This window comes from Kitasatospora sp. NPDC043949 (assembly GCF_056435365.1).
Window position 1 is genome coordinate 27748 of sequence record NZ_JBWKEQ010000038.1, and the last position, 11929, is coordinate 39676.

The following is an 11929-nucleotide window of genomic DNA, read 5'->3' on the forward strand; positions in this document are numbered from 1 at the left end:
AAAACCCTCCCCCCCGAGAAAAAAGGATCCCCCGTGGGGGTCCGGGAAGACCCCCCCCCCCCCCCGCCCCGGGCCGTGCCTGTCGTCACCGGAGCGGCACGGTCCCCGGCCTGCGCGTCCGGGGCGACCCGGGCGGCCGAAGAGGTGTGCTCAGGAGAGGCGTGCTCAGTTGAAGACCAGGACGTCGGTGCGCATCGGCAGCGCGCTGCCCCAGCCGATATTGATCTTGAACGTCACCAGCCCGTTGCCGGGGGCGATGCTCGACACCTGGAAGGGTGCCGCGCCGACGAACCGGTTCCCGTTGCCGTCGATCTCGGAGGCCGTGATGACGACCGTCGAGTCGATCCCGATGACGTTCCAGGCGATCTGGAGGTTGAACGTCCCGTTCCCCGGGGTCCACGTCCACCACCCCCGCCACACGGCGCCGACGTTGCCGCCGATCGCCGCGAGGCCCTGGTCCCGGTCTGCGGGCTGCGAACTGCTCGCGATCCGCGGCACCTCGATGGAGGAAGATTCGGCTGCGGCCATGACGGCTCCCCTCGCGCCGGGAGAGCTCCCATGAGCTCCCCGATACTTAGAGTGTCCAGTAATGTGCACAGCGTAACAATCACTCGTGCGAGTGAACCTCCGGCGCGCCTCCCCCGGTACTTTCGTTACGGCCTCTGGTCGGGCGGTTCGATGGCGAGGGCGTGCCGGAAGATGTTGCACGGGTCCCAGCGGGCCTTGATCTGTTGCAGGCGGGGGTAGTTGTCCTTGTAGTACAGGGCGTGCCACGGGGTGCCGGAGGTGTTCCACGCCGGGTCGGCGAGGTCGGTGTCCGCGTAGTTGATGTAGGAGCCGTCACTGACCTCGCCGGGGACGGGGACGCCTCCGGTGTCGCGGTACACATCGCGGTAGAAGCCGCGGACCCAGGCCAGGTGGGCCGCGTCGTCCGACTCGTCGGCCCAGACGGTGTAGTAGACGGCCTTCATGACCGAGTCGCGCTGGGCGACGGCGGTGGCGTACGGGGGCACCGCGTTGACCTGGCCGCCGTAGCCGACGAGGAGCAGGCCGCACTCCGCACCGCCCGTGCCGTCCGTCAGGTACCGGTAGGCGGTCGCGAGTTGGGGGTCGGTGAGGGAGCGGCGCAGGTAGCCGGCCTTGTCCTTGTAGCGCCGGGTGATCGAGTTGCCGGCCTCGCCGGTCCCCGGCCAGGTGCTGGTGGGCAGCCAGGGCATGGTGCCCCGGAGGGTGGCGGGTTCGGTGGCACCCACGTCGGCGGTCACCGCGCGCACGAAGTCGGTGAGCACCGCGTCGGAACCCGGAACACCCGCGTCGATCTGCACGACCAGCTCAAGGGTGCCGGACTTGCGGTGTCCGGCGATGAGGACGGCATACAGGTTCGCCGCGGGGGTGCCCGGTTCGCTGTTGCGCTCGTGCCAGGCGCCGTAGTTGCGCAACAGGGTGGTGAACGCCCGTTCCGTCATCTTCTCGTCCCAGGTCCAGGCGACCAGGCACCTCCGCAGCTCGCCCGGGGCGCGCGGCAGGAGTGCCGCGGGGTCGCCGTGGGAGCGGGTGCCGGGGCCGGGGGCGTCGGGGCCGGGGGTGTCGGGGCCGGGGGTGTCGGGGCCGGGGGTGTCGGGGCCGGGGGCGTCGGGGGTGTCGTGGGAGCGGAGCCAGTAGCGGGTCACGACGCCGAAGTTGCCACCACCGCCGCCGGTGTGGGCCCACCACAGGTCGTGGTTCGGATCGTCCGGGTCCCGGGTGGCGACCACCGCCCGGACGGTCCCGTCCCGGTCGGCCACCACCACCTCCACGGCGTGCAGGTAGTCCACGACCGAGCCGTAGGCGCGGGACAGTGGACCGTACCCGCCGCCGGCCAGATGCCCGCCCGCGCCCACCTCGGGGCAGCCGCCGGCCGGGATCGTCACACCCCAGCCCTTGAACAAGGCCCGGTACACGCGCCCGAGGGTCGCTCCCGGCTGCACCGCGAAGGCACCCATCACGGGGTCGAAGCCGACGGCGTCCATGGGAGAGAGGTCCAGCAGGAGCTGCACCGCCGGGTCGCCGGTGAAGTTCTCGAAACAGTGGCCACCGCTGCGCACGGCGATCCGGCGCCCGGAGCGGACGGCGTCGGCGACGGCCCGCACCACCTGCTCGGTGGAGCCGGCCAGGCGGATCTCCTCCGGCCGGCCGACGAAACGGTAGTTGTCGCCCCGCAGCAGGCTGTCGTAGCGGGAGTCATCGGGGCGGACCGTGACCGGCCCGAACGGCCGGCCCTCCGGCCCGCCCCCACCTCCCGCCGGACCACCTCCCGCTCCCGCCGGCCCCGGGCCTTGGCGGCCCGCCGCCTCGGCGGGCCCGACGGCCAGGCCGGCGACCGCACCGCCGACCGCCACCGCACCGGCCCGAGCGAGCAGGTGGCGACGCCCCAGCCGTTCGTCCGCCGACCAGTCCATCTCTTCCTCCGTTCACCACGACCATCCGTCAGCGCATGCTACCGGCGCTCACGGCATCCAAATATGCTTACCGTAACGACAATTGACGTAGAATCAGCAACGCTGATCGCCGACACGCCCAGCCCGCCCCCGGCGGACGTTCAGCGGGCGCCGCAGAAGACGGCGTCGAGGAACTTGATGCCCGCCTGGTTCTGCGCCGTCTGCTCGGCGTCATCGCCCCGCGGGGTGTAGGAGACGGCGACCTGGCGGTCGGCGGTGCCCCACAGCTGGGTGCTGAAGCCGAAGGTGCCGCCGTTGTGGCCCAGCACGGTGGTGCAGGAGAGCTGCGCCCGCGCCAGCCCCATCCCGTAGTCGATCTCGTGCGAGCCCGGCACGGTCTCGAGCATCGTGGTCATCTCGCGCTGCTCCGCCGGACGCAGCAACTTCCCGTTCAACAGGGCCTGCTGGAACCGGATCAGGTCATCGGTGGTGGAGATGATCTCTCCGGCGGCGCCCGCCCAGGAGGGGTTCTGGTCGGTGACGTCGATGTCGGTCTTCTTGACGTTTCCGGTGCCGGCGCCGTCCACGGTGGTCCAGTAACTGTGGGCGTGCGGGCCGGGGATCGTGGTGGAGCGGCCGGGGACCGTGGTCTTCGTCATCCCGAGCGGGCGCAGGATGCGCTGACCGACCTCCTGTCCGTAGGGGTGCCCGGTGACCTGCTCGATGATCAGGCCGAGGACGTCGAAGTTGGTGTTGGAGTAACCCCATTGGGTGCCGGGCGCGAAGTACGGGGCGTGGGAGACGGAGGCGGTCACCAGCTGGCGCGCGGTGAACGTACGGTTCAACCCGCCCTGGGCCAGCCACGTCCGGAAGACGGCCGGGTCGTTGAGGTCGGGAAAGACGTCGGTGCCCTCGTTGGTGACGTCGAACAGGCCCGTGCGCTGGTTGAGCAGCTGGCGGACGGTGATGTTCTGCCCGTTGGGGACCAGCCCCGGCAGGTGGCTCGACACCGAGTCCTCCAGGCCGAGCCGGTGCTCGCCGACCAGTTGCAGCACCGTGGTGGCGACGAACGTCTTGGTGACGCTGCCGATCCGGAACCGGCCGTCACCACGGACGGGTGCCTGACCGACCAGGTCGGTCACCCCCGTGGTGCCGCGCCACCGCTGGTCACCGTCACGCACCTCGGCGATCGCGGACACCGCCTTGGCGTCGGTCAGCCCGTTGAGGGCGAGTTGCAGCGGACCGCCACGCGGGCGGACCGACGAAGCTGCGGAGTCCTCGGCTCCCGCCACAGCGGCGGAGGCGGGTGACGCGGACACCGCCAGGCAGAAGGCTGCGATCAGGGCACTGGTCAGACGACGAGACATGGGGCTTCCCTTCACTCGGGCGAACAGGAGTTCGCCACGAGTCAGCCTGTCAGCGCCGCCACCGAGGGAGCATCACTCCGGATGAGGACCCGTCCATCCTTCAACAGGCTTACGAAATCGACACCTTAGGACACCAAAGAGGTACGTGAGGGGTCGTCCGGCGGTCGCATCCGGGGATGCGCCCGCACGCCCGGCGAGTTGTGGCCGGGGGGAGCCTCTGGTCTGGTGGCTCCCGCCGGCGTCGGCACAAGGTCCCGCGCTTCGGCCGGTCAGCCGGTCAGCCGGCGCTGACGACCTGGCCGCAGACGATCGTTCCGTTGAGCGTGACCGTTTGACCGAGGTCGTAGGTGGCGGCCACCTCCGTGTTCGTCAGCGTGACCGTCCAGCTGTCGCCGGTCTTCGTCGCCTTGACGCCGGTCGCGTTGTTCTTCACGTAGCCGCCGACGTGGGCGGCGGTGCTGACCGGCATCATCCAGCCGGTGCCCGACTGGACGCCGGCGACGCTCGGGCCGCCGGCGTTCTGGTCCGACGGCGCCTGGAAGGACTCCAACTCGCCCTTGATGACGGTGCAGGTGCTGTCGGCGGCCTTGATGGAGCCCGACTCCACGCCGCTGAAGGTCACGTCGGCGCTGCCCTTGCCGGCCTTCCCCGGCGCGCCGGTGGGGGCGCCCGCCGCCGGGGGCGCTGCCGCGTCAGCCGTCGCCGCACCTGCGGACGTCGAGACCGCGGCCCCAGGTGCGGTGGCGCTCTTCGCCGAGCTCGACGATCCGCATCCGGCGAGGGATATCAGCGTCGCACCGGTTATGAGCCCGATGACGACACGTCGTCGGTGGAGTTCGGTCCGTGACATGTTCTCGCCCCTAGATCTCGCGTGTGAGTACTTGTCGATCACTGCGCAGAGTACGGCAGGCGGATGTCGGTCTCGGGATGCCGGCCGGATGCCGGGCCGGTGTTCTGCGCTGTGATCGCCATGCCCGGCACCATAGCCTGACGGTCTGACAAAAAGTGTTCGCGATCGAGTTGGTGGACACCGGTCCACCTGGCGGCAGAACGGCCGACCCTGACCCGCCACGCGGAAAACCGGATTCCTCCCCGGGCTGAAGGCCGGGACATCCCCCGACACCCGGGTGAAGCACCGCACGAGCGGTTCTTCGCCCCGGAGGGCCAGGCGGAGCGGATCCTCGTCGACTGAGCGTATGTCCCCTCCAGCAACGGCCGCCGGGCCGTACGCGGGCCTCCGGAGGTCGCGCGATGGCCTGATCGGCGGTTCCGTGTCCTGAGCCGGCGCGCTACCCGGTCAGCGCCGTGTGCAGGGGGCCCAGTAGGGAGAGGTCGTCGGTGGTGACGGTGAGGTGGGTGGCGCCGGCGGACCGCCAGGCCTCGGCGAGGGAGCGCCAGGTGTCCGGCCGGCCGGGGGCGGGGCGCAGGCGGGCCTCGACGCCGAAGGCGCTCCAGTCGCGGCCGGCTTCGGTCACCGCCGTCCGCAGTTCGGCGATGAGTGCGGCACCGCGGTCGACCCGGTTGGCGAGCAGGCCGGACATGGTGAAGCCGTCGGCGAGGGTGGCGATCCGGCGCAGTGAGCCCGGTCTTCCTCCGGTGCGCAGGGTACCGCCGCCCATCCAGAGGGGTACGGGACGCGGCCGGGGGGTGAGGGTGACGCCGGAGAACGCGACGTGCTCGCCGGCGAAGTCCGCGTCCGGCCGCGTCCACAGCAGGCGCAGCGCCTGGACCTGTTCCTCGAACAGTGCCGCACGGGTGCCCGGGGCGACGCCGAGGGCGGCGGACTCGGCGGGGTCGGATCCGATGGCGACGCCCAGCCGCAGCCGGTCGCCGCTGAGGTGGGCCAGTTGCGCGGCCTGCTTGGCGGCGAGCACCACCGGGCGGTGCGGCAGGATCGTCATCGCGGTGGCCAGCTCGATCCGGGTGGTGACGGCTGCCAGGAACGCCACCAGCGTCAGGCTCTCGTACGCGGGAACGTCGGACACCAGGTGTTCGGGGACGGACAGGTGGTCGTACCCGAGGCTCTCCGCGGTCACCGCGAACGCGCGGAGTCCGGCGGGTGAGAGGGTCGTCGGGACGGTCCAGCCGAGGCGGAGGGTCATTTGCGGAAGGCCTCCGGGTCGGCGGTGGAGACGAACACCGCGCGCGGGCGTTCGGCGGGCAGCAGCTGGGAGTTGAGGAGGTGGCGTAGCGCTTTCTCGCCGCCGGGGAGGGTGCCGGTGACCGACAGGTGGACGTGGAGGACTTGCGTGCCGTCCTCGTTCACCACCTCGGGCACGCAGTGCACGACCCCCGGGATGGCGTGCGCGGCCTGCCGGACGGTGTTCAGTGAGACCTTCTCGCCGCGCAGCACCACGAAGTCCGACAGGCGTCCGTGGAAGGTCAGATAGCCGTCGTCGATCGAGAAGGCGTCCCCGGTGGCGATGGTCCGCGGCCCCAGCAGGACTCTGCCGCTGTGCTGCCCGACCCGTCGCAGCAGGACGGTGCCGGATTCGACCAGCAGTTCTCCCACGTCGTCCTGCACCCCGCGCAGTGACGCGCGCACTCCCGGCAGCGGGCGGCCGACCGAGCCGTACCGGTGCGCGGGCTCGGCGTGCGCGGCCAGGGTCGACACGCGTGGTCCGGCCTCGGTGAGCCCGTAGGTCAGGTACAGCTCCGCGGAGGGCCGCGCGGCCAGCAGGTCGGCCACCTCCGCGGGTGTGAGCCGGTCCCCGCCGACCGCCAGTGCCCGCAGGCCGCGTGGCACGAGCCCGGGGTCGGCCAGCAGTTGGCGGGCGATCGTCGGGGTCACCGCCGAGTGGGTGACCCCGCGCGCGGTGACCGCGTCGCGGTACGCGGCCGGCGAGAACGGCGGCCCGTCGAGCACCAGCCGCGCCTTGGTCACGTACGCGGCGAACGCCTGCGCCACGAGGGCGTAGGAGTAGTACAGCGGCAGGTTCACCAGCAGGGTGTCGGCCGGGGTGATGCCCGTGGCCCCGGCGTGCAGGCGGGCGTTGTGCAGGAGCGAGGCCACCCGGTGCACGCACGCGCTGAACATCCCGGAGGTGCCGGAGGTGGACAGCAGGATCTCGCCCGGCCGGTACGGGGTGGTGAGGTGCCCGGTCGGCACGGCCAACGCGCCGCCCACCGGCAGCTGCGGCCCCGCGCCGGCCAGCCGGGTGGTCACCACGACGCCGGCCCCGACATGCCCGGCCAGCGCGCGCACCCGCTGCCACGGCGTGCTCGGCGGCACGGCCAGCGGCACCAGGCCCAGCAGCAGCGACGAGAGCAGCACGCGCAGCAGTTCGACTCCGTTGGTGAGGCAGAGCACGACCGCGTCGCCCGGTGCCAGGCCCAGCCCGGCCAGGTCCGCCAGCACGTCGTCCACCCCGGCCGGGGCGCCGCCGCCCGTACTGGCCGGGGTTGCCTCGACCCGGGTCAGGAAGTCGGCCACCTCGGACCGGGTGAGGCTGTTCACCGGTCGTCCCGGGCGCTGGTCAGGACCAGGCAGCGACACAACTTCCCCTCTCCCGCGGCGGGTTGCAGGCCGACCAGGAGCACGTGCCGGGCGTGGCCGTCCGCGAGCCAGCCGCCGAGCACCGTGAACGCGACGGGGGTGGCCCGGTCGGGGTGCGCCGCCAGCAGCAGGGACGGCCCGCGCAACCCGTGGCGCAGGGCGGGCAGCCCGGCCAGCACGCCCGGGTTCGCTCCGGCGAAGCGCAGTGGCGACACCCGGGACCTCGGCACCGAGTCGGCGATGCGGCGCATCGTCCGCTCGCTCCCGGTCGCGCTCATGACCAGGATCCCGGTGTCGGCGGCGGCGTCGAGCACGGGTTCGGCGCAGTCCGCCAGTGCCCGGTCCACGGTCTCGGCGACCAGCCAGGCCGCCGGGTCGGCGTAGAAGGACGGTTTGTTCACCGCGTACTCGTCCGGGTCGTCGGCGACGACCGTCGCCGAACCCAGCATCCGGGTGCCCGTCGGCACGTGTGTCACGCCCTCACCCCTTCGAACAGCAGGCACGTGTTGAACCCGCCGAACCCCAGCGTCAGGCTCAGTCCGGCGCCGGGGCCGACGGGTTGCGCCGATTCCGTGGCCAGCCGCAGCGGGGCCACCGGATCGCGCAGCCCGAGGACCGGTGGGACCTGTCGATGGCGCAGTGCCAGGACCGTCGCCACGGCCTCGATGGCCCCGGTCGCGCCCAGGCTGTGCCCGAACGCCCCCTTGGTGGCGAACACCAACGGGCCGTCGGCTCCGAACAGTTCCAGCAGGCTGCGCGCCTCGACCTCGTCGTTGAGCGGTGTGCCGGTGCCGTGGGCGTTGACCACCGCGATGTCCGCGGGTGCCAGGCCCGCGGAGGCCAGGCAGCGTTCGACGGCGCGCAGCACGGCGCGTCCGGACGGGTCCGGTGCGGTGAGCCCGGCGGCGTCGTTGGCCGCGCCGGCCCCGCGCAGCCGGGCGTGCACCCGGGCGCCGCGTTCCCGGGCGGAGTCGGGGTGTTCGACCACCACGAAGGCCGCGCCCTCGCCGAGCAGCATCCCGTCGCGCGCCCGGTCGAAGGCCCGCAGGCCGGTGGGGCTCATCGTGCCCAGCGCGGAGTGCCCGAGCCGCTTGGCCTCGGTGACCACGTCCACCCCGCCCGCCACGCAGACCCGCCGCTCGCCCGAGCGCACCAGGGCGCGCGCGACGGCGATCGCGTCCGACCCCGCGGAACAGGCGGTCATGACGCAGACCGGCGTGCCCGGGTGCCCGATGCCCGCCGCCGCGTCGTCGGCCCAGGCGTGCAGCGTCGGCTCCGCCTCGTCCAGGCAGGCGCCGAAGCTGGTGCCCAGGACGAGGCCGACCTCGGGGTCGGTGGTGGACAGGCCGGCATCCGCGAACGCGGCGGACAGCGTCCGCCCGGCGAGCGCGCGCTGGCGCTCGCCCGCCCTGGTCCCGTACGGCACCGACGCGATGACGGCGGCGGCGGTGTTGCGCAAGGAGTGCGGCGAGTGGACGGGCGCCAGCGCCGAATCGCCCGCGCACAGCCGTTCCCACACCGCCTCCTGGTCCCGGCCCAGCGGAGTGTCCCAGGCCAGTCCGGTGATCACCGGGGTCACCACGGCCGGGCCGCCGCGGGATCGACCTTCGTCCGGCTCATCGCGCCGCGGAACCCGGCGACCGACCGGCCCTCCACGGTCACCACGGCGGAGAAGGCGAAGGTGGGGCCGGACAGCCGGTCCGCGCGGACGTCGAGCACGACCTGGTCGCCGGGCACGACCGGGGCGAGGAATCGGGACTTGACCGTGCCGACCAGGGTGACCTCGTCGTCGGCGAGCGGATCGCTGCTCAACTGGTAGAGCAGGACGCCGGACTGGGCGAAGGCCTGCATGGTGTGGCTGCCGGGCAGGATCAGCCCCGGGGTCAGGCCGCGCTCGGGCAGGTGCCCGGACAGCGCGCCCATCTCCGCCGAGACGGCGAACATGCTGCGCAGGAACACGCCGGGCTCATGGTCCAGAACCCGGTCGATGAACAGGCGGGGGTGGCGTCCGCGCACCAGGGCCGCGATGGCCGAGGTGCCCAGCGGACGCGCCTCGCGGACCGTGACGGGAGGGGGTGCCGATTCGTTCGGGTGTCGCATCCGGGACGATTCCTCTCAGGGCCTGTCGCAGCGGTGCCGGCAGGGGCACCGCGCGCCGGGTGTCGGGGGCGACGGCGGCGAAGACGAGGTCGCCGGTCACCAACGGGGTGCGGGTGCCGTCTTCCTCCTCCCGCAGCAGACGTACCGCGAGGGCGAACCAGGCCGCGCCGACGTGGTCGACCCGGGTGTCCCCGATGATCACGTCGCGGTACACGGCGCTGTTGAGGTAGGCCACCCGCAGGTCGGCGACCACCAGGTCGACGTTCGCCGCACTGAAGGCGGTCAGACCCGCGTCGTGCGCTTCGAGGTGTTCGGTGCCAGCGGTCTCCATCAACGAGGTGTAGCGGGAGAAGTGCACGATCCCGGTCGCGTCGGTGTCGACGTGCTCGACCCGGGTGCGGAACCCCGCGCTCACCACAGGGCCCGGGCGCCCGCCGCCACCCGGTCCACGATCTCGTCGGCCTGCGTCCCGGTGGTGATCAGCGGCAGCACGATCCGCAGGGTGGGGTGGACGTAGCGCCGGCCGCCGGAGCGTTTGCCCGCGCCCGCCATGAACTCCGCGTACACGCCCGCTTCGATCAACTCCCGGCGCAGCGCGCCGATCCGGTCCGCCGCCGCGGCGGTCAGTTCCACGCCGAACATGACCCCGCTCCCGCGGACCTCGGTGAACACGTCCGGGTGGCGGCCCACCAGGGCGTCGTCGAGATGCTTGGCCAGGTTCACGCCGACGTCGGCCGAGCCTCTCAGCAGCCCTTCGGTCTCGATGTGCTCGATGCCGTCGCGGATCACCGCACAGTTCGGTGGTCGCAGGTCGGAGGTGGTCACGGCGCCGGAGGAGCGGACGGCGAGCTCCTCGCGGGCGATCACCATCGAGGTGGACACCGTGCCCATGCCCAGGAACTTGCCGATGACGGTGATGTCGGTGGGCACCGGTCCGTCCGCGTCGCGCATGGCGAACCAACTGCCGGTCTTGGCGAACGTCAGCACCTCGTCGGCCACCAGCAGCACGTCGTCGGCCGCGCACCGCCGCGCGAGTTCGCGCAGGTATCCGGGCGGAGGCGGGAGGATGCCCGCGTCGCCCTGGATCGGTTCGACCACGACGGCCAGCAGCCGGTCGGCGGACTCGGCGAAGTACTCCGTCAGGGCGTCGAGGTCGCCGAACGGGATGTGGTGGACCCGGACTCCGTACGGGCCGGCGGTGTCCGCGCCGGGCAGCCCGGCCCGGTAGTACCTGCGGTTGAGCAGTTGCACCAGCCCACTGGTCCAGCCGTGCCAGGCGCCGTGGAAGGCGAGGATGGTGTCGCGCCGCTCCTTGCCCGGGCGGTGGCACAGCCGCCGGCCGTCGAAGCGGGACTCCAGCACCAGCCGCAGCGCCAACTCGTTGCCCTCCGAGCCGGAGCTGCGTCCGCTGACGTGGTACCGCCCTGCGGGGAAGTGGTCGGTCCACAACCCGCCGGGGCCGAAGAGCCGGTCGAGGAGCTCCGCCCGTTCCAGCGAGCCCAGTTCGTCGGTGACGTTGCCGACTCCGGTGCCGCGCGCCAGCGCCGCCCGTACGACGGGGTGGTCGCCGCCGAGGGTCGCGCTGGCGTAGCCGCCGCTGGCGTCCAGCAACCTCAGCCGCCTGCCCCGGCGTTCCGGGCTCAGATCGACCACGTCGAGGTGCAGGCCGCGCCCGCCCACGCAGGCGAACGGGAGCCGGGCCGCCCCGTAGTGGTTGAGGTGCAGGTCCGCGCCGCGCAACAGCACACCGGTCCGGTCCCCAGTGTGGTCGTCACCGGCGACCGGGGCCGTGCTCACGCGGTGGCCGGGGGGCGGTCGGCCCCCGCCAGCCGCTCGACCAGTGCCAGCACATCACCGAGGGTGGACAACTCCCCCGCCGCGATGGCCTCGTCGGGGATGCTGATGTCGAACGCCTCTTCACACTGCACGCGCAGTTCCACGAAACCGAGCGAGTCCATGCCGTAATTCTCGCGCAGCCTGTCGTCGAGTCGCATCCGGTCGATCGGCACCTCCACCAACACCTCGGAGTGCAGAATTCGCTTGATGGTCTGCAAAGGATTCACCAGAACTTCCCCTCTGGGTGGGTTCATTCGAACAGGCTGCGACCGGACGTCCGGCGCGCGGAAAGGCGAGCGAGATCGCGGAAACGGTCGGGCCGAAAGTGGGCCGACGCTGATCGAAATTGAGGCGGTGTCAGCCATTCGCGCTTTATCGAAGCTAGCCGAGGCTTTATCACCTGTCAATGGTCCCCGATTTACCCGCCATGCGGCTTCGAGCTCCGGAATCGACGATTCTTTTGCACGTTAGTTCGACGGCGATTCGGCCATTCACGAGCACACGGTCCATTTACCTGCGAAAACCAGCCCGCAGCGCGTCCCGGGCGGGCCGGCATCGATGGCCAGGTGATAGTTATGCACCTTTTACACTATTTGAGACACATCTCCGCCTGGCGCATATGCTTCTTGTCCTGGTGAATCGTCCCGAACTAGCCTGAGGTCGTCCATTTGTCTGGATGGACGTACAGCGCGGGAACGGGTACGCCATCGGGC

12 protein-coding genes are annotated in these 11929 nt (G+C 72.0%); all 12 read right to left on the reverse strand.

Features of this window, described 5'->3' with window-relative positions; genetic code table 11:
- Nucleotides 1-165: 165 nt before the first annotated feature.
- The 12 genes from AC07AL_RS27085 to AC07AL_RS27140 all read right to left on the reverse strand — a co-directional run bounded on the left by AC07AL_RS27085 (nt 166) and on the right by AC07AL_RS27140 (nt 11443).
- Nucleotides 166-528 (reverse strand): hypothetical protein, encoded by a 363-nt coding sequence (locus AC07AL_RS27085; RefSeq protein ID WP_363581267.1) that lies wholly within the window; start codon nt 526-528, stop codon nt 166-168.
- A 125-nt stretch (nt 529-653) separates the two neighbouring features.
- Entirely contained in the window at nt 654-2438 is a 1785-nt protein-coding gene (locus tag AC07AL_RS27090; RefSeq protein WP_478318488.1) for an FAD-binding oxidoreductase, read from the reverse strand.
- A 140-nt stretch (nt 2439-2578) separates the two neighbouring features.
- Nucleotides 2579-3784 (reverse strand): serine hydrolase domain-containing protein, encoded by a 1206-nt coding sequence (locus AC07AL_RS27095; protein WP_478318490.1) that lies wholly within the window; start codon nt 3782-3784, stop codon nt 2579-2581.
- A gap of 277 nt (nt 3785-4061) precedes the next feature.
- On the reverse strand, nt 4062-4634 hold the full coding sequence (locus AC07AL_RS27100) for a hypothetical protein (RefSeq protein WP_478318492.1): 573 nt from the start codon (nt 4632-4634) through the stop codon (nt 4062-4064).
- A gap of 439 nt (nt 4635-5073) precedes the next feature.
- Nucleotides 5074-5886, reverse strand: coding sequence for a TIGR03619 family F420-dependent LLM class oxidoreductase (locus AC07AL_RS27105; protein ID WP_363630776.1), 813 nt, complete (start codon nt 5884-5886; stop codon nt 5074-5076).
- On the reverse strand, nt 5883-7241 hold the full coding sequence (locus tag AC07AL_RS27110) for a class I adenylate-forming enzyme family protein (RefSeq protein WP_478318494.1): 1359 nt from the start codon (nt 7239-7241) through the stop codon (nt 5883-5885). Before AC07AL_RS27110 ends, AC07AL_RS27105 begins: the two co-directional genes overlap by 4 nt.
- Complete coding sequence (locus tag AC07AL_RS27115) at nt 7238-7756, reverse strand: beta-ketoacyl-[acyl-carrier-protein] synthase family protein (RefSeq protein ID WP_363581256.1); 519 nt, start codon at nt 7754-7756, stop codon at nt 7238-7240. Before AC07AL_RS27115 ends, AC07AL_RS27110 begins: the two co-directional genes overlap by 4 nt.
- A complete protein-coding gene (locus AC07AL_RS27120; RefSeq protein WP_363581254.1) occupies nt 7753-8850 on the reverse strand; it encodes a beta-ketoacyl synthase N-terminal-like domain-containing protein in 1098 nt (365 codons plus the stop codon). Before AC07AL_RS27120 ends, AC07AL_RS27115 begins: the two co-directional genes overlap by 4 nt.
- Before the next feature lie 5 nt (nt 8851-8855).
- Nucleotides 8856-9239, reverse strand: coding sequence for a 3-hydroxyacyl-ACP dehydratase FabZ family protein (locus tag AC07AL_RS27125; RefSeq protein WP_350876226.1), 384 nt, complete (start codon nt 9237-9239; stop codon nt 8856-8858).
- A gap of 7 nt (nt 9240-9246) precedes the next feature.
- Nucleotides 9247-9795, reverse strand: coding sequence for an acyl-CoA thioesterase (locus tag AC07AL_RS27130; RefSeq protein ID WP_363581252.1), 549 nt, complete (start codon nt 9793-9795; stop codon nt 9247-9249).
- Entirely contained in the window at nt 9792-11177 is a 1386-nt protein-coding gene (locus AC07AL_RS27135; protein WP_478318497.1) for an aminotransferase class III-fold pyridoxal phosphate-dependent enzyme, read from the reverse strand. Before AC07AL_RS27135 ends, AC07AL_RS27130 begins: the two co-directional genes overlap by 4 nt.
- Nucleotides 11174-11443: an acyl carrier protein gene (locus AC07AL_RS27140; RefSeq protein WP_363630781.1), complete on the reverse strand. Its 270-nt coding sequence runs from the start codon at nt 11441-11443 to the stop codon at nt 11174-11176. The genes AC07AL_RS27135 and AC07AL_RS27140 overlap by 4 nt, the downstream gene beginning before the upstream one ends.
- Nucleotides 11444-11929 lie beyond the last annotated feature (486 nt).

What these genes read in the sequence shown, in the direction of transcription:
- AC07AL_RS27085 (WP_363581267.1), bottom strand. Translation starts at nt 528, where the DNA reads ATGGCCGCAGCCGAATCTTCCTCCATCGAGGTGCCGCGGATCGCGAGC.
- AC07AL_RS27090 (WP_478318488.1), bottom strand. Translation starts at nt 2,438, where the DNA reads ATGGACTGGTCGGCGGACGAACGGCTGGGGCGTCGCCACCTGCTCGCT.
- AC07AL_RS27095 (WP_478318490.1), bottom strand. Translation starts at nt 3,784, where the DNA reads ATGTCTCGTCGTCTGACCAGTGCCCTGATCGCAGCCTTCTGCCTGGCG.
- AC07AL_RS27100 (WP_478318492.1), bottom strand. Translation starts at nt 4,634, where the DNA reads ATGTCACGGACCGAACTCCACCGACGACGTGTCGTCATCGGGCTCATA.
- AC07AL_RS27105 (WP_363630776.1), bottom strand. Translation starts at nt 5,886, where the DNA reads ATGACCCTCCGCCTCGGCTGGACCGTCCCGACGACCCTCTCACCCGCC.